This is a genomic window from Hydrogenophaga sp. H7, assembly GCF_002025745.1.
In the GTDB taxonomy this organism is placed as follows: Bacteria; Pseudomonadota; Gammaproteobacteria; order Burkholderiales; family Burkholderiaceae_C; genus Hydrogenophaga; species Hydrogenophaga pseudoflava.
Map to the genome: position 1 here is coordinate 99,189 of NZ_MCIC01000014.1, position 17,171 is coordinate 116,359.

Below are 17,171 nucleotides of genomic sequence, written 5' to 3' on the forward strand. Positions count from 1 at the left end.
CTGGTGCCTGCACAACGGCACCGGGCGACAAAAAAGCCCGCTGGGTTCCAGCGGGCTTTTTGTTGGCGTGTACTGTGCGAAGTGGCTTACTTCTGGCTCAACACCCAGGCAGCCAGCTTCTTGGCTTCGGCATCGCTGACTTGCGTGTTGGCCGGCATGGGAATCGCACCCCAGACGCCGGAACCACCCTTGACGATCTTGCCGGCCAGCATGTCGACGGCCTTGGCATCGCCCGCGTACTTCTTGGCCACATCCTTGTAGGAGGGGCCGACCAGCTTCTTGTCGACCGCATGGCAGGCCATGCAGTTCTTGGCAGTGGCCAGAGCCTGATCAGCCATGGCGGAGGTGGAGATAGCGGCCATCGCAGCCATAATCATCAGAGCGCGTTTCATGGTGTTGTCCTCGTGGGAATAAGTGAGAAGCTCACGAGCCGCGATTCTAGCGAGTCGGTCGGGGACGCCCCATGCTTCTTTACAGAAGTTTGCCCGTCTTTATCGGACCTTTACCGGAGGGTGTGATGTATTTGTTGGCTGTCGGAATTGCCTTGTTGCTGATGAGATACCTGGAGATCGGTTTCATGGCCGGGGTGTCGTGGTGGTGGGTCGCGGTGCCTTTCGGTTTGACGGTTGCCTGGTGGACTTGGGCTGACACCACCGGCTACACCAAGCGCAAAGAAGTCGAGAAGATGGACAGGAAGAAGAAAGAGCGCATCGACAAGCAGCGCGCAGCGCTCGGCATCCGGACACGCAAGCGCTGAATCGCGCGGTAGCCGTCCCCCTTGCCCCGGCTGGGCTTTCAGATGCAAGGCGCATGGCCCTGCGGGATAATTTGAGGTTGACAGCCCGCATTCCGTTCATCAACATCATCCGCCCCATGCCTGCTTACCGCTCCAAGACTTCCACCGCCGGCCGCAACATGGCTGGTGCCCGCGCTCTCTGGCGCGCCACTGGCATGAAGGATGGCGACTTCGCCAAGCCCATCGTCGCCATTGCCAACAGCTTCACGCAGTTCGTGCCTGGTCATGTGCACCTCAAGGATCTGGGCCAGCTGGTGGCGCGCGAGATTGAGGCCGCTGGTGGCGTCGCCAAGGAATTCAACACCATTGCGGTGGACGACGGCATTGCCATGGGGCACGACGGCATGCTGTATTCGCTGCCCAGCCGTGAGCTGATCGCCGACTCGGTGGAATACATGGTCAATGCCCACTGCGCCGACGCGCTGGTGTGCATTTCCAACTGCGACAAGATCACACCCGGCATGCTGATGGCCGCCATGCGCCTGAACATTCCTGTGGTGTTTGTCTCCGGTGGCCCCATGGAGGCGGGCAAGGTGCGGCTGGCCAATCCGCAGACCCAGACCATCGAGATCAAGAAGCTCGACCTGGTGGACGCGATGGTGATGGCCGTGGACAGCAAGGTGAGCGAAGCCGATCTGGCCGAGGTCGAGCGTTCGGCCTGCCCGACCTGCGGATCCTGCTCAGGCATGTTCACCGCCAATTCCATGAACTGCCTGGCGGAAGCGCTGGGCTTGGCGCTGCCGGGCAACGGTACCGTGGTGGCCACGCACGCCGACCGCGAGCAGTTGTTCAAGCGCGCCGGTCGCACGGCTGTGGCGCTGTGCGAGCGCTATTACGAACAGGGCGATGAGTCGGTGTTGCCGCGCTCGGTGGGCTTCAAGGCCTTCGAGAACGCCATCACGCTGGACATCGCCATGGGCGGGTCCACCAACACCATCCTGCACCTGCTGGCCATCGCACAGGAGGCCGGGATCGACTTCACCATGGCCGACATCGACCGCCTCTCGCGTGTCGTGCCGCAGCTGTGCAAAGTCGCGCCCAACACCAACAAGTACCACATCGAAGACGTGCATCGTGCGGGCGGCATCATGGCCATCCTGGGTGAACTGGACCGTGCGGGCAGGTTGCACACCGACGTGCCCACCATCCACGCCAAGACCATGAAGGACGCGCTGGAACAGTGGGACATCGCGCGCAACCCGTCAGACGAGGTCAAGACCTTCTACATGGCCGGCCCGGCGGGCATTCCGACGCAGGTGGCATTCAGTCAGTCCACGCGCTGGCCCAGCCTCGACCTGGACCGTGCCGAAGGCTGCATCCGCTCCTTTGACCATGCATTCTCGAAAGAGGGCGGTCTGGCCGTGCTGCGCGGCAACATTGCGCTCGACGGTTGCGTGGTGAAGACGGCGGGTGTGGACGAGTCCATCCTGGTGTTCGAGGGTTCGGCCTATGTCACCGAGTCCCAGGACGAAGCGGTGGCCGAGATCCTGGCCGACAAGGTCAAGGCCGGCGACGTAGTGATCGTGCGCTACGAGGGTCCCAAGGGCGGCCCTGGCATGCAGGAGATGCTCTACCCCACGAGCTACATCAAGTCCAAGGGCTTGGGCAAGGCCTGTGCGCTGCTCACCGACGGCCGCTTCTCCGGTGGCACGTCCGGCCTGTCTATCGGCCACTGCTCGCCCGAGGCAGCGGCCGGCGGCGCCATCGGCCTGGTGCGCCAGGGCGACCGCATCCGCATCGACATTCCCAACCGCAGCATCAATGTGCTGGTGAGCGATGAGGAGTTGGCCAAGCGCCGCGCCGAGCAGGACGCTCTGGGCTGGAAGCCGGCCCAGCCGCGCCCGCGCAAGGTGACCGCCGCGCTCAAGGCCTACGCCTTGCTGGCCACCTCGGCCGACAAGGGTGCCGTGCGCAACCTGTCGATGCTCGACTGACCGGAGAGGGTCATGGCCTGCGTGCACAATCGCAGGCCATGTTGATTCATCCCCAGATTGATCCCATCGCCCTGCAGCTTGGCCCGCTGGCCATCCACTGGTACGGGCTGACCTACCTTGCGGCCTTCGGGCTTTTTATTTTGCTCGGGCGTGCTCGGCTGAAGCACGAGCCCTTTGCGTCGGTTCGAGCGCCCAGACCCTGGGAGGGCAAGGATGTCGAGGACATCCTGTTCCTGGGGGTTATGGGTGTGGTGCTGGGCGGGCGCATCGGCTATTGCCTGTTCTACAAGCCTGCGTACTACCTGAGCCACCCGCTGGAGATCTTTGCGGTCTGGGAGGGTGGCATGAGCTTCCACGGCGGCATGCTGGGCGTGCTGGTGGCGATGGTCTGGTACGCACGCAGCCGCCAGCGGCCGTGGCTGCAGGTGATGGACTTCGTGGCGCCCTGCGTCCCCACTGGTCTGGCCGCCGGTCGGGTGGGCAACTTCATCAACGGCGAACTCTGGGGGCGGGTGGCCGACCCGTCGCTGCCATGGGCCATGGTGTTCCGCGGCGCAGGTGACCTCCCGCGGCATCCCTCGCAGGTCTACCAGTTCCTGCTGGAAGGTCTGCTTCTGTTCGTCCTGTTGTGGTGGTACGCGCGCAAACCGCGCGCGACGGGGCAGGTGGGCGGCGCCTTCCTGTTCGGCTATGGCCTGTTCCGCTTTACCGCGGAGTTTTTCCGGGAGCCGGATGCCCACCTGGGCCTGTTGTCTTTGGGCATGAGCATGGGGCAGTGGCTGTGTGTGCCCATGGTCCTCGGCGGTGCTGCGTTGTGGGTCTGGGCGGGTCGACGCAGCTGAAGGCGTCCGACGTGTTCTGAGGGTTTGTACGGGCTTGCGCCCGGTGGGCCTCTCTCTAGAATTATCTGTAATTACAGGTAATCACGGAGCGGGTTCTCCCGATGCTTCATGCGACTGGTGCTCAACTCCCTTCACGATGAGGTGGCCGCCAAGTTGCGCGACCGCATCTTTGCGGGGGACCTGGCGCCAGGGCGATTCATCGACGAACCGGCACTCTGCGCCGAGCTGGCGATCTCCCGCACGCCCTTGCGCGAGGCGCTCAAGGTGCTGACGGCCGAAGGGCTGGTGAGGCACGAGCCGCGGCGCGGCTGCTTTGTGAGTGAAATCACCGAGCGCGATCTGGACGAGATCTTTCCGGTCATTGCTCTGCTGGAAGGGCGGTGCGCGTTCGAAGCTGCCACCAACGCGACCGACGCCGATCTGGCAGCGCTGGAACAGTTGCACGACCGCCTGCAGCGCAGCGCCAAGGCCAAGCGCATCACCGAGTACTACGAAACCAATTACGCGATTCACGAAGCCATCATCGTGCTGGCCAACAACCGCTGGCTGGCGCAGGTGATCGGCGACCTGCGCAAGATCGTCAAGCTCGCGCGCCTGCAGCAGCTGCATGCGCCCGGCCGGCTGGAACAGAGCCTGTCGGAGCACATGGCGGTGTACGCCGCACTCAAGGCCAGGGACGCCGAGGGGGCGGAGGCGGCGATGCGGACCCACCTGATCCGCCAGCGCGTGGCGCTGCGCGACCTGGCCCGTCTCCACACCTCGAGGATCTCCGCATGAACACCAGGGAATGGCTGAGCGAAAGGGTTTCCCGCCTGCGTGCGCAGGCCGCGAAGCCCCAGCCGGCACCTGTGCGCTCCACGCACGAGCGGCTCAAAGCCCGCCTGCGGCAGGGAGAGGAAGCGCTGTCGCCCCGGGCGCTGCGTCAGAAGCTGGACGAGCTCAAGGGCATCGTCGATCCGCTGGTCAGCGAAGTGGAAGGCGGCCGCCGCGCCGGGGAACTGATCGCCTGGTACGCCAGCGCCTCGCCGGCCCACCGGCGCGATCTGTGGCTGCTCATGAGCGAGCGCTTCGTGGCCGACCCCGAGCAGGTCAAGGCCGCGCAGCAGAAATACGCCGCCGCGGTGGGCACGCCCGACGAAGCCGCGGCCGAGGTGCTGTACCGCCGCGCCACCGTGTCGCCGCGCCGGCGCCTGCTGCAGCGCTTCAGCGCCCACCCGGACGGCATTCCTTTTCTGGTCAACCTGCGCGCCGAGATGCAGCCGCAGCTCAAGGCCGACAAGCGCCTGCTCGCGCTGGATGTGGAGATGGAGTACATGTTCTCCACCTGGTTCGATGTCGGCTTTCTGGAACTGCGCCGCATCAGCTGGGACTCGCCCGCGTCGCTGGTGGAGAAGCTCATCAAGTACGAGGCGGTGCACGACATCCGCAGCTGGGGCGACGTGAAGAACCGACTGGACAGCGACCGCCGCTGCTACGGTTTCTTCCACCCGCGCCTGCCGGGCGAGCCGCTGATCTTCGTGGAGGTGGCGCTGATCAACGAGATCGCTCCCAGCATCACGCCGCTGCTGGACGAAGCCGCCGCGCCGGCCGACCTGGACCGCGCGACCACGGCAATCTTCTATTCCATCAGCAACACCCAGGCCGGACTGCGCGGCGTGAGCTTTGGCGATTCGCTGATCAAGCGCGTGGTCGAGTGCCTGCACGAGGAGTTTCCGCGCCTCAAGACCTTTGCCACGCTCTCGCCGATTCCCGGGCTGCGGGCCTGGCTGGGCAAGCACGCGCCGGCCGAGTTGCTGCAGGCCTGGGAGGCGGCGCCAGATCTGGCCGAGAAGTCGCCTCCGCGCGTGGCCCTCAAGCAGTGGGCGGCGCGTTACCTCGCCCAGGAGCTGCAGGATGGCAAGCCGCTGGATGCGGTGGCGCGCTTCCACCTGGGTAACGGCGCCCGCGTCGAGCGCCTGAACTGGGCCGCCGACCCGTCGCCCAAAGGGTTCAAGCAGTCCTATGGCCTGATGGTCAACTACCTCTACGATCTCAAGAAGCTCGACAGGAACCGGTCCGCCCTGGCACAAGGCAAGATCCCGGTCGCCCCGGCGATCAAGGACCTGCTGGCCTGACGCGAAACACTTTCACCACAACCACAACGGAGACAAACCGATGCAAGCAACAGGATTCAAGCGGCGCGATGTGCTGCGCGCGGTCGCGGCAGGCGCCGCGGTGTACGGCACCGTGGGCCATGCCCAGGGCAGCTGGCCGACCAAGCCGGTCACGATGATCGTGCCGTTCCCGGCCGGCGGCGGCACCGACGCCTTCGCGCGCCCGATGGCGGCCCAGTTCACCAAGCTCTCGGGCAAGTCCCTGGTGATCGACAACCGCGGCGGCGCTGGCGGCACGCTGGGCGCAGGCATCGCGGCCAAGGCGGCGCCCGACGGCTACACCCTGTTCATGGGGGCGGTGCACCACACCATCGCTCCGTTCATGTACCCGAAGCTGGACTACGACCTTGAAAAAGACTTGGTGCCGCTGATCCTGGTGGCCAGCGTGCCGCAGGTGCTGGTGGTCAATGCCAAGAAGCATGGCGGCATGGACTTCAAGGTCTTCCTGGCCGAGATCAAGGCCAACCCCGGCAAGCTCAACTACGGCTCGGCCGGCAGCGGCACCTCGCACCACCTGGCCGGCGAGCTGTTCAAGCAGCAGAGCAAGACTTTCATCACCCACATCCCGTATCGCGGTGCGGGCCCTGCGCTCAACGACCTGATTGCCGGCAACGTCGACATGATGTTCGACGGCCTGGGCTCATCGGCCGGTCACATCAAGGGTGGCCGCATCAAGGCGCTGATGGTGTCGGGCACCAAACGCAACGCCGCGTTCCCCGACGTGCCGTGTGCCGCGGAGCTGGGCCTGCCCGAGTACACCGTGACCACCTGGTACGGCATCTGGGCACCCAAGGGCACGCCGGCCGACGCGCAGGCGCGGGCCATCGAAGAGATCCGCAAGGCTGCACAGGCCGACGAGGCCAAGACGGTCTGGGCGGCCCAGGGCGCCGAGTTCCCGAACCTCAGCGGCGCCCAGTTCGATGGCTTCGTCAAGGCCGAACTGAAGAAGTGGGCGCAGGTGGTCAAGGCCTCGGGCGCGAAACTCGACTGATCTGTCGCCATCGTCCCGCCCATGTCCGGTCACATCCGCCTGCACCTTGAAGACGCCATCGCCCGCGTCACCCTGAGCAACCCGTCCAAGTTCAACGCCATGTCGCGCGCGATGTGGCGCGAGCTGCGGCAGGTGTTCTCCGGGCTGCAGCAGCGCAGCGAGCTGCGTGCGGTGGTGGTGGCGGGTGAGGGCGGGCACTTCTGTGCGGGCGGTGACATCGCCGAGTACACCGACTTCCGCTTTCACCCCGACGGCTTGCGCGATTTCCACGAGAACGACGTCTGGGGCGGCCTCTCGGCCGTGGTGGACTGTGACCTGCCCGTGATCGCACAGATCGAGGGCAACTGCATGGGGGCTGGCGTGGAGATCGCCAGCTGCTGCGACATCCGCGTGGCAGGGCATGGTGCCCGCTTCGGTGCCCCGATTGCCAAGCTGGGCTTCCCGATGGCGCCGCGCGAGGCCGCGCTGGTGGCGCGCGAAGTGGGTCTGGCCACTGCGCGTCAGATGCTGCTGGAGGCCGCGGTGCTGGACGCGCCGACCCTGCTCGCGCGCGGCTTCCTGCACACCGTGCTGCACGACGCGGATGTGCCCGCCGAGGCCCAGCAACGCGCCCTGCGCATCGCCCGCCTGGCGCCGCAGGCCGCGCGCCTGAACAAGCAGACCTTGCGCGCGCTGGCGGGCGGGCAGGGCGCCGAAGCCCTGGTACCCACCGCCTACGACTACGCCGACAGCGCCGAACACCGCGAGGGTATTGCCGCCTTTCTGGCCAAGCGGCCGCCGAACTTCTGAACCTCCCACGCCACACCATGAGCAACCAGAACCTGTTCGTCGCACTGCGCGACGCCTTCCCCGCCGACCTCGACCGCGCGGCGGTGGAGACCGACAACGGTCTGTCCTATTCCTGGCGCGATCTGGACCGCGCCACGGCCATGATGGCCAACCTGCTGGACTCGCTGGACCTTCCTCCGGCTTCGCGCATTGCCGTGCAGGTGGAAAAGTCGGTCGAGGCCATGGTGCTGTATCTGGCCACGCTGCGTGCGGGTCATGTGTTCCTGCCGCTGAACACGGCCTACCAGAGTGCCGAGATCGAGTACTTCATCGGCAACGCCGAGCCTGCCGTGGTTGTCTGCAGCCCGAGGAACCACGGCTGGGTGAGCAAGATCGCCTTCACCGCCGGCACCCAATACGTCTTCACACTGGGCGACGACCGCACAGGCAGCCTGCTGGAGCGCGCCGCCCACCACAGCGACCGCCACACGCCCGCCGTGCGGCACGACGACGACCTGGCCGCCATCCTCTACACCAGTGGCACCACCGGCCGCAGCAAGGGTGCGATGCTCACACACGGCAACATGCGCAGCAACGCGCTGATGCTGCGCGACTACTGGCAGTGGCAACCGGACGACGTGCTGATCCACGCGCTGCCCATCTTCCACGTGCACGGTCTGTTCGTGGCCATCCACGGCGCGCTCATCAACGGCAGCAAGATGATCTGGCTGTCGAAGTTCGATCCGAAGCTGGCCATCAGCAAGTTCCCGGAAGCCACCGTCTTCATGGGCGTGCCCACGCTGTACGTGCGCATGCTGGCCGAGCCGTCGCTGACGAAGGCGCAGGCCGCGCATATGCGACTGTTCATCTCCGGCTCGGCGCCGCTGCTGATCGAGACCTTCACCGAATGGCAGCGATGCACGGGTCACACCATCCTGGAACGCTACGGCATGAGCGAGACGGTGATGCTGACCTCCAACCCCTGCGGCCCGGACGCGCGCTACGGCGGCGCCACCGAGCGCCGCGGCGGCACCGTGGGCTTCCCCCTGCCCGGCGTGACGCTGCGGGTGATGGAGGAGGACGGCAAGCTGGTGGCGCCGGGCGAGATCGGCGGCATCCAGGTGAAAGGCCCGAACGTGTTCAAGGGCTACTGGCGCATGCCCGAAAAGACAGCGGAGGAATTCACCGCCGACGGCTTTTTCAGGACCGGTGACGTGGGCAAGGTGGACGAACGAGGCTACGTCACCATCGTCGGCCGCAGCAAGGACCTGATCATCTCCGGCGGCTACAACGTCTACCCAGCCGAGATCGAGGGCTACATCAACGACATGCCAGGCGTGGCCGAGAGCGCGGTGATCGGCGTGCCACACCCGGATTTCGGTGAGGTGGGCGTGGCGGTGATCATCGCCAAGCCCGGCGCCACGGTGGACCCGGACCGGGTGATCGCCGAACTCAAGGCAAAACTCGCCAACTTCAAGGTTCCCAAGCGCTGCGTGGTCGTGGCCGAACTGCCGCGCAACACCATGGGCAAGGTGCAGAAGAACCTGCTGCGCGACCAGTACAAAGGCTCATTCGACTGAGTCAGCTGGCACAAAGCAAAAGGCCCGCAGTCGCGGGCCTTTTGCTTGAGGTGCTCGCTCAGCGCAGGACGAGTACAGGGATGTGCGAGTGCGTCAGCACCTGCTGAGTCTCACTGCCCAGCAACAGCCGCTTGATGCCCTTGCGACCGTGCGAGGCCATCACGATCAGGTCCACCTTGTTGCGCTTGGCGGCAGCGATGATGGCTTCGGCGATCAGGTCGGACTTGACGGTGATCGGCTTGACCTTCACCTCCCGCTTCTGGCCGGCGGCCTTGACCGCGTTGACCGCCTCCATGGCTTCCTCGTTCCATTGCTTCTCGATGCGGGCCACTTCCGCAGCCGCCAGGGCCACGCCGCCTTCGAAGTAGGTCTGGGGGTAGCGCGGCACCACCTTCAGGGCCACGACCTCGGCGCCGGTGATGTCGGCCAGGCCAATGGCGTGTTCCACGGCCATGTTGGACAGTTTGGAGCCATCGGTGGCCACGAGGATGCGCTTGTACATGCTGATCTCCGGTTGTGTTGTGGTTGAGAGGACAATATAGGCTACGCATTGACCGCCCGGTAGCGGTTGACTTAAATCAACTGCATGAAAAGCGACTTGAACTACCCTCGCGGCATGAACGAGGCCGCCACCGCGCCCCCGGTGGGGCTTTTGCTGGGCAACGAACCGTCTGCCCAGTCGCAGCGCGGGGAAGAGCCGTTCGGATCGCATCGCGGGCCGCTGACCGTCACCGATGACTTTTCGGTGCTCGACGACCCGGTCGAGCTGAACGACTTCACCGAATTCAAGGAAATCGACGGCCAAACGGTGGCCGAATCGGTGCTGATGGTGCAGGGCATGTACTGCGCCGCCTGTGCCGACACGGTGGAATGCGCCTTGCAGGACCTGCCCGGCGTGCGCAGTGCGCGGGTCCATGCCGCGACGCGCCGCCTGATGCTGCAGTGGGAGCCCGGTGCCACCCGCATGTCGTCGCTGGCCGACGCCGTGGGCCAGGCCGGGTACCGTCTGTTGCCGTTGCAGCAGGCGCTGTCGATTTCCGAGCGCCTGAAGGAAACCCGGCTCGCGCTCTGGCGCCTGTTCGTGGCCGGCTTCTGCGCCATGCAGGTGATGATGTACGCGTGGCCGGCCTACGTGGCCGAGCCCGGCGAGATGCCGGCCGACATCGACCAGCTGCTGCGCTGGGCCAGCTGGGTGCTCAGCGTGCCGGTGGTCACCTTTGCCAGCGGACCGTTCTTCAGGGGCGCGTGGCGCGATCTCAAGCTCGGTCGTGTCGGCATGGACACACCGGTGTCCATCGGCATCCTCGTGGCCTTCCTGGCCAGTTCGGCGGCCACCTTCGATCCGTCAGGGCCCTGGGGCCATGAGGTCTGGTTCGACTCGTTGACCATGTTCGTGTTCTTCCTGCTGGGGGGGCGCTACCTCGAACTCAAGGCGCGGGACCGCACCGCCGGCGCGCTGGATGCGCTGATGAACCGCCTGCCGGAGGTCTGCGAGCGGCAGACCGCTGACGGGCGTTTCGAATCGCTGTCGGTGCGCCGTCTGTCGGTGGGCGATGTGGTGCGGGTGCAGGCGGGCCAGGCTTTCCCGGGAGACGGGCGGCTGCTCAGCGACACCGCGACCGTGGACGAGGCGCTGCTCACCGGCGAGTCCGATCCTGTAACCCGCCGACAGGGCGATGGGGTGGTGGCCGGCAGCTACAACCTGGCCGGTCCGGTGCTGGTCGAGGTGCTGCGCCTGGGGCGCGACACCCGGTTTGCACAGATCGTGGCACTGATGGAAAAGGCCTCCACCGAGAAGCCGCGCCTGGCCATTCTGGCCGACCGCATTGCGGCGCCATTCCTCGTGCTCGTGCTGGCGGCGGCCGCGCTCGCGTTTGCATACTGGTGGCAGATCGACCACTCGAAGGCGCTGGCCGTTGCTGTCGCCGTGCTGATCGTCACCTGTCCCTGTGCCTTGTCGCTGGCCACGCCGGCGGCCATGCTGAGTTCCGCCGGGGCTCTGGCCCGGCGCGGCATTCTGGTGCGCCGTCTGCAGGCGTTCGAGACGCTGGCGGAGGTGGGGGCGGTGGTGTTCGACAAGACCGGAACGCTCACCCACGACCGTCTGGCGCTGACGGGTCAGCGGGTCCGTGAGGGGGCTGACCACCGGCAGGTGCTGGCGCTGGCTGCCGCCATGGCGGAAGGCTCGCTGCACCCGGTGTCCCGCGCCATCGCCGCATCTGCGCGAGATGCAGGCGTGTCCACCGAGCGGGCAGATTTGAACGAGGTGACCGAGGTGGCAGGGCAGGGGTTGTCTGCCCGGAGCGCGCACGGCGACCTGCTCCGTATGGGGTCAGCGTCCTTCTGTGGCCTAGCCGGTGACGGCATGGAAGCGCCTGCAGGCCGTGTGCACCTGTCGGACGCGCAGGGGTGGCTGGCGAGTTTTGACCTGAGCGAAGGGGTGCGCGAGGACGCGGCCCCGGCCGTGGCGGCCCTGCACCAGTCCGGGCTGCGCACCTGGCTGCTGTCGGGCGACCGGGAAGCGGCCGCCCGGGCGGTGGGGCAGACGGTGGGGGTGCAGAACGTGGTGGCCGGTGCCTCGCCCGAACAGAAGCTGGCGCAGATCGAGTCCATGCAGGCGCAAGGGCTCCGGGTGGCCATGGTGGGCGATGGCCTCAACGATGGTCCGGTGCTCGCCCGGGCCGACACCTCGTTTGCACTGGGCCATGCGGCGCCGCTGGCACAGGCGCAATCCGACTTCATCCTTCAAGGCGGCAAGGTTCAGGACGTGGTGTTGACCTTGCAGCAAGCCCAGTTCACGATGCGCATCGTGCGTCAGAACCTCGTATGGGCCGCGCTGTACAACCTGGTGTGCGTCCCATTGGCCCTGGTGGGATGGATGCCGCCATGGCTCGCTGGTCTGGGCATGGCAGGCAGTTCGCTGCTGGTGATCCTCAACGCGCTGCGGCTGGCCGCAGAACCGCGTGAGCCGGCCGCCGCCTGAGCCGGCTCCTGGCGTTTCAGATTGAGATTTTTTCAAGGAGCCGACATGGACATCCTGTATCTGTTGATACCCGTCTCTATCGTGCTGGTCTTCGCAATCATCGGCGTGTTCTGGTGGGCCCTTCACTCGGGGCAGTTCGACAGTGTCGAGCGCGAGGGCGAGCGCATTCTGAGAGGCGATTGACGTAAGTCAAGGCGACCACGGGGTTACATGTGGACACTTCGCCGGTGGCATTAATGAGGAGTTCTTTATGTCCGTGACAACAAAGACCGGCCAACCGGCGGTCTACAACGACAGCGTCGTCCGCTGGTTTGCGATTTCGTCCGTGATCTACGGCGTGATCGGCATGCTGGTGGGCGTGATCATCGCGGCCCAGCTGACCTGGCCAGAGCTAAACATGGGGATCGAATGGATCACCTACGGCCGCCTGCGGCCGCTGCACACCAACGCCGTGATCTTTGCTTTCGGCGGCAGCGTGCTGTTTGCGACCAGCTACTACGTCGTGCAGCGGACGTGCCACACCCCCTTGTTCTCCAACAAGCTGGCTTGGTTCACCTTCTTCGGCTGGAATGTGGTCATCCTGTCCGCGGTGGTCACCCTGCCAATGGGCCTGACCCAGAGCAAGGAGTACGCCGAACTGATCTGGCCGATCGACTTGCTCATCGCCGTCACCTGGGTGGCCTACGCGATCGTGTTCTTCGGCACCGTCGGCATCCGCAAGGTGAAGCACATCTATGTGGCCAACTGGTTCTTTGGTGCCTACATCATCACCATTGCCCTGCTGCACATTTTCAACAACCTGTCGATCCCGACCAGCCTCACGCATTCCTACTCCGCCTATGCCGGCGTGCAGGATGCGATGGTGCAATGGTGGTACGGCCACAACGCCGTGGGCTTCTTCCTGACCGCCGCCTTCCTGGGCATGATGTATTACTTCATCCCCAAGCAGGCCGAACGTCCGGTGTACTCGTACCGCCTGTCGATCGTTCACTTCTGGGCCCTGATCTTCACCTACATGTGGGCGGGCCCCCACCACCTGCACTACACCGCGCTGCCCGACTGGGCGCAGTCGGTCGGCATGGTGTTCTCTCTCATCCTGCTGGCCCCCAGCTGGGGCGGCATGATCAACGGCATCATGACCCTCTCGGGTGCATGGCACAAGCTGCGTGACGACCCCATCCTGCGCTTCCTGATCGTGTCCCTGTCGTTCTACGGCATGTCCACCTTCGAAGGCCCGATGATGTCCATCAAGACCGTCAACGCGCTGTCGCACTACACCGACTGGACCGTGGGTCACGTGCACTCCGGTGCTCTGGGCTGGGTGGGTCTGGTGTCCATGGGTTCGCTGTACTACCTGATCCCGCGCCTGTTCGGCCAGAAGAAGATGTACTCGGTGCCAGCCATCGAACTGCACTTCTGGATCGCCACCATCGGCATCGTGCTGTACATCGCCGCGATGTGGATTGCCGGTGTGATGCAGGGCCTGATGTGGCGCTCGGTCAACCCCGACGGCAGCCTGACCTACACCTTCGTCGAGTCGGTGAAGGCCACCTTCCCGTTCTACGTGATCCGCCTGGTCGGTGGTCTGCTCTACCTGAGCGGCATGGTGCTGATGCTCTGGAACGTGGTCATGACCGCGATGCAGGGCAAGGCCCACAACGCCCCTGTCATGGCCGTCAACCCCGCCCACGCCTGAGGAGAAGAACAACATGGCACACAATGAACCCGTGACTGGTCACGCAAGGATCGAGACCAGCAACTTCCTGATGATCGTCCTGATCACCCTCGTGGTGGCCGTGGGCGGTCTGGTGGAAATCGTTCCCCTGTTCTTCCAGAAGTCCACCACCCAGCCGGTGGAGGGTCTCAAACCCTATACCGCGCTGCAGTTGGCGGGGCGTGATGTATACGTGAGCGAAGGCTGCTACAACTGCCACTCGCAGATGATCCGGCCGTTCCAGGCCGAGACGCTGCGTTACGGCCCCTACTCGGTGGCCGGCGAGTTCGTGTACGACCGCCCCTTCCAATGGGGTTCCAAGCGCACCGGTCCGGACCTGCATCGAGTGGGCGGTCGATATTCGGATGAATGGCATCGCGCTCACCTGAACAACCCGCGCGATGTGGTCCCCGAGTCCAACATGCCTGCCTATCCGTTCCTGGCTGAAAAGACCGTCGATGCGGACGTGCTGCCCAAGAGAATGGAAGTGTTGCGCACGCTGGGTGCCCCGTACAGCGACGAAGAAATTGCCAAGTCCGTGGAAGAGGTCAAGGGCAAGACACAGATGGAGGCGGTCATCGCCTATCTGCAGGTGCTGGGCACGGCACGCAGCGCCGCCAAGCTCGCGCCCGCAGCCGCTGCTCCTGCAGAGGCTGCTCCCGCCGCCGCACCTGAAGCCGCAGCTCCCGCAGCAGAGGCACAGACGGCCGCGCCGGCTGCCGAGGCGAAGACCCAATAAAGGGGCGAGACCATGGACATCAACGATCTTCGCAGCATCGTCACGGCGATCAGCCTGCTGACCTTTGTCGGCATCCTGGTCTGGGCCTGGTCCAAACGCAATCAGCGCGATTTCGAAGAGGCGGCCCAGCTGCCTTTCCAGGACGACTGAGCGATTGCGGAACGAACACGAGAAAACATCATGAGCGACTTCATCAGCGACTTCTGGCACCTCTACGTGGCCGGCATCACGCTCGTCAGCATCATCGCCTGTGCGGTGCTGCTATACATCAGCGGCACGACCAAGGCCGCCACCCACGCCGACAACACCACGGGCCACGTATGGGACGGTGACCTGCGTGAGATGAACAACCCCCTTCCCAAGTGGTGGGTGTACCTGTTCATCATCACTGTGGTCTTTGCCCTCGTCTACGGCGCCCTTTACCCGATGTTTGGCAAGTTCCAGGGTGCCCTGGGCTGGTCGTCCCAGGGGCAGCACGCCGCAGAGGTGAAAAAGGTCGAGGACGCCATTGCCCCGATCTATGCGAAGTACAACGGCATGAAGCCGGAGGAGATCGCGGCCGACGCCCAGGCGATGGCCATCGGCGAGCGCCTGTTCATGAACTACTGCGCCCAGTGCCATGGTTCCGACGCCCGCGGCGCCAAGTCCTTCCCCAACCTTGCCGATGGCGACTGGCTGGGTGGTTCCGATCACGCCTACATCAAGACCACGATTGCACAGGGTCGTACCGGCGTCATGCCCCCGATGGCTGCGGCTGTGGGTGGTCCTGAAGACGTCAAGGACGTGGCCCACTACGTGCTCAGCCTCTCCGGCAGTCCGAGCGATTCGGTTCGTGCTTCGCAGGGCAAGGCCAAGTTCGCAGCTTGCGCGGCGTGCCACGGCCCCGAGGGCAAAGGCATGGCAGCGGTGGGTGCGCCCAACCTGACCGACGGCGTCTGGCTGCATGGCTGGGGCGAAGAGGCGATCATTCGTGCCGTCAACAATGGTTTCAACAACCACATGCCGCCGCAGGCCGCGCTGCTGAACGAAGCTCAGATCAACGTGCTGGCTTCCTATGTCTGGGGTTTGTCCAACAAGCCTGCCGCCAAGCAGTGATGGCCTGAAGCAAGTTACTTCTCTCCCGCCGGGTCATCCGTGAGTTCTCCAGCGCCAGACGCCACAAGTACCGTTAAGCCTCCCGTGATTCCCATCGTTCCCGAGACGCCGAAAGGTGTCCTGGAGGACGATGAGGTGATGGTTTCCCTCTACGCCTCGCGAAAGAAGATCCATCCCCGTTCGGTGTCAGGGTTGTTCTCAAAGTGGCGCTGGGCGCTGGTCTGGTTCACCCAGATCATCTTTTACGGATTGCCCTGGCTGGAGTGGAACGCCCGCCAAGCGGTGCTCTTCGATCTCGAAGCGCGCCGCTTCTATATTTTTGGTCTGGTCCTTTACCCGCAGGACTTCATCTACCTGACAGGACTGCTGGTCATCTCCGCGCTGGCGCTGTTCCTGTTCACTGCGGTCGCCGGTCGCCTCTGGTGCGGCTATGCCTGCCCCCAGACCGTCTACACCGAGATCTTTCTGTGGATCGAGAAGAAGGTGGAGGGGGACCGGTCGGCGCGGATCCGGCTGGACGAATCGAGCCTGGACGCCCGCAAGTTCGGCAAGCGTTCGCTCAAACACGCCCTGTGGGTCCTGTTCGCCCTCTGGACCGGCTTCACGTTCGTTGGCTACTTCACACCCATCCGGGAACTGGCGAGTCTGAGCCTGGCCGCTTCACTGGGGCCCTGGCAGACCTTCTGGATCTTCTTCTACGGCTTCGCGACCTACGGCAACGCGGGCTTCATGCGCGAGCAGGTCTGCAAGTACATGTGTCCCTACGCCCGCTTCCAGAGCGCCATGTTCGACAAGGACACGATGATCGTGACCTACGACAAGGCGCGTGGGGAGCCGCGCGGAGCACGTTCGAAGAAAGCCGACCCCAAGGCCCTGGGCCTTGGGGCTTGCGTCGACTGCACGCTTTGCGTGCAGGTCTGTCCAACGGGCATCGATATCCGCAATGGACTGCAGTACGAATGCATTGGCTGTGGTGCCTGCATTGATGTCTGTGATGAGGTGATGGACAAGGTGGGCTATCCGCGGGGACTGGTCAAGTACTCGACGCAGAACGGCATGGCCAAGGGCTGGACCCGTGAGCAGATGGTCCGTCACGCTTTCCGTCCCAGGGTGCTCGTCTACTCCAGCGTTCTGGCGGTCATCACCCTGGCTGTGTTTGTCAGCCTCTTCCTGCGCACGCCGCTGAAAGTTGATGTGATTCGCGACCGTGGCGCGCTGGCGCGCATGGTGGAGCAGGGGCGCATCGAAAACGTGTTCCGCCTGCAGATCATGAATGCGACCGAGTCGCCGCAGCGCTACCAGATCAGCGTCGACGGTCTTGAGGGCGTGATGATCGCGTCGGAAACCGAGGTGGAAGTGCTTTCCACGGAAGTGCGTTCCGCCGCCGTGCGGGTGCAGCTCCCGCCCAACGCCGCGCCCGCCGGGTCGCACCCGATACGGTTCACCGTCCGGTCCACCGCCGCTGATGCGTCCGAGGTGGTGGAGAAGGCGGTCTTCATCGTTCCGCGCTAAACTGAAATTACACGCCTTATGGAACAAGTCATGTCAGCAATACCTCGTCCAGTCGACCGCGCGC

Annotated in this window: 17 protein-coding genes; 15 read left to right on the plus strand and 2 right to left on the minus strand. The window is 64.9% G+C overall.

Annotation, left to right across the window (positions count from 1 at the left end; all coding sequences use genetic code 11):
• Window positions 1-86: 86 nt before the first annotated feature.
• Window positions 87-392 (minus strand): c-type cytochrome, encoded by a 306-nt coding sequence (locus BC358_RS09530; RefSeq protein WP_066151532.1) that lies wholly within the window; start codon window positions 390-392, stop codon window positions 87-89.
• A gap of 125 nt (window positions 393-517) precedes the next feature.
• On the opposite strand from BC358_RS09530, the gene BC358_RS09535 reads away from it, so the two are divergent.
• From BC358_RS09535 to BC358_RS09570, 8 genes are all read left to right on the plus strand, one after another.
• The gene (locus BC358_RS09535) at window positions 518-757 is read left to right on the plus strand and encodes a TIGR04438 family Trp-rich protein (RefSeq protein ID WP_066151530.1); all 240 of its coding nucleotides are present in this window, start codon (window positions 518-520) and stop codon (window positions 755-757) included.
• A 116-nt stretch (window positions 758-873) separates the two neighbouring features.
• Window positions 874-2,730 carry a dihydroxy-acid dehydratase gene (gene ilvD, locus BC358_RS09540; RefSeq protein ID WP_066151803.1) on the plus strand — a complete coding sequence of 619 codons (1,857 nt, stop codon included), beginning with the start codon at window positions 874-876 and terminating at the stop codon, window positions 2,728-2,730.
• Window positions 2,731-2,768: 38 nt separating this feature from the next.
• Complete coding sequence (gene lgt, locus BC358_RS09545; protein WP_066151529.1) at window positions 2,769-3,572, plus strand: prolipoprotein diacylglyceryl transferase; 804 nt, start codon at window positions 2,769-2,771, stop codon at window positions 3,570-3,572.
• A gap of 108 nt (window positions 3,573-3,680) precedes the next feature.
• Window positions 3,681-4,349, plus strand: a complete 669-nt coding sequence (locus BC358_RS09550; protein WP_066151527.1) for a GntR family transcriptional regulator — start codon at window positions 3,681-3,683, stop codon at window positions 4,347-4,349.
• A complete protein-coding gene (locus tag BC358_RS09555; RefSeq protein WP_079365645.1) occupies window positions 4,346-5,686 on the plus strand; it encodes a malonyl-CoA decarboxylase domain-containing protein in 1,341 nt (446 codons plus the stop codon). Before BC358_RS09550 ends, BC358_RS09555 begins: the two co-directional genes overlap by 4 nt.
• Before the next feature lie 40 nt (window positions 5,687-5,726).
• Window positions 5,727-6,716, plus strand: a complete 990-nt coding sequence (locus tag BC358_RS09560) for a tripartite tricarboxylate transporter substrate binding protein (RefSeq protein WP_079365646.1) — start codon at window positions 5,727-5,729, stop codon at window positions 6,714-6,716.
• A gap of 21 nt (window positions 6,717-6,737) precedes the next feature.
• Entirely contained in the window at window positions 6,738-7,505 is a 768-nt protein-coding gene (locus BC358_RS09565; protein WP_079365647.1) for an enoyl-CoA hydratase/isomerase family protein, read from the plus strand.
• A gap of 17 nt (window positions 7,506-7,522) precedes the next feature.
• Complete coding sequence (locus BC358_RS09570; protein ID WP_079365648.1) at window positions 7,523-9,064, plus strand: malonyl-CoA synthase; 1,542 nt, start codon at window positions 7,523-7,525, stop codon at window positions 9,062-9,064.
• Window positions 9,065-9,122: 58 nt separating this feature from the next.
• Here the strand turns inward: BC358_RS09570 and BC358_RS09575 are convergent, their stop codons facing one another.
• Window positions 9,123-9,566, minus strand: a complete 444-nt coding sequence (locus BC358_RS09575) for a universal stress protein (protein ID WP_079365649.1) — start codon at window positions 9,564-9,566, stop codon at window positions 9,123-9,125.
• Between the two features lie 84 nt (window positions 9,567-9,650).
• Between BC358_RS09575 and BC358_RS09580 the strand changes: the two genes are divergently transcribed.
• From BC358_RS09580 to ccoG, 7 genes are all read left to right on the plus strand, one after another.
• A complete protein-coding gene (locus tag BC358_RS09580; RefSeq protein ID WP_256861459.1) occupies window positions 9,651-12,047 on the plus strand; it encodes a cation-translocating P-type ATPase in 2,397 nt (798 codons plus the stop codon).
• 45 nt (window positions 12,048-12,092) lie between these two features.
• Window positions 12,093-12,230: a cbb3-type cytochrome oxidase assembly protein CcoS gene (gene ccoS, locus BC358_RS09585; protein WP_079365651.1), complete on the plus strand. Its 138-nt coding sequence runs from the start codon at window positions 12,093-12,095 to the stop codon at window positions 12,228-12,230.
• A 67-nt stretch (window positions 12,231-12,297) separates the two neighbouring features.
• On the plus strand, window positions 12,298-13,743 hold the full coding sequence (gene ccoN / locus BC358_RS09590; RefSeq protein WP_079365652.1) for a cytochrome-c oxidase, cbb3-type subunit I: 1,446 nt from the start codon (window positions 12,298-12,300) through the stop codon (window positions 13,741-13,743).
• A gap of 13 nt (window positions 13,744-13,756) precedes the next feature.
• Window positions 13,757-14,500, plus strand: a complete 744-nt coding sequence (gene ccoO, locus BC358_RS09595; RefSeq protein ID WP_079365653.1) for a cytochrome-c oxidase, cbb3-type subunit II — start codon at window positions 13,757-13,759, stop codon at window positions 14,498-14,500.
• A gap of 12 nt (window positions 14,501-14,512) precedes the next feature.
• Complete coding sequence (locus tag BC358_RS09600) at window positions 14,513-14,650, plus strand: cbb3-type cytochrome c oxidase subunit 3 (RefSeq protein ID WP_079365654.1); 138 nt, start codon at window positions 14,513-14,515, stop codon at window positions 14,648-14,650.
• A 30-nt stretch (window positions 14,651-14,680) separates the two neighbouring features.
• The gene (gene ccoP, locus BC358_RS09605) at window positions 14,681-15,595 is read left to right on the plus strand and encodes a cytochrome-c oxidase, cbb3-type subunit III (RefSeq protein WP_079365655.1); all 915 of its coding nucleotides are present in this window, start codon (window positions 14,681-14,683) and stop codon (window positions 15,593-15,595) included.
• A 39-nt stretch (window positions 15,596-15,634) separates the two neighbouring features.
• Window positions 15,635-17,107, plus strand: coding sequence for a cytochrome c oxidase accessory protein CcoG (gene ccoG / locus BC358_RS09610; protein WP_373270137.1), 1,473 nt, complete (start codon window positions 15,635-15,637; stop codon window positions 17,105-17,107).
• Window positions 17,108-17,171 lie beyond the last annotated feature (64 nt).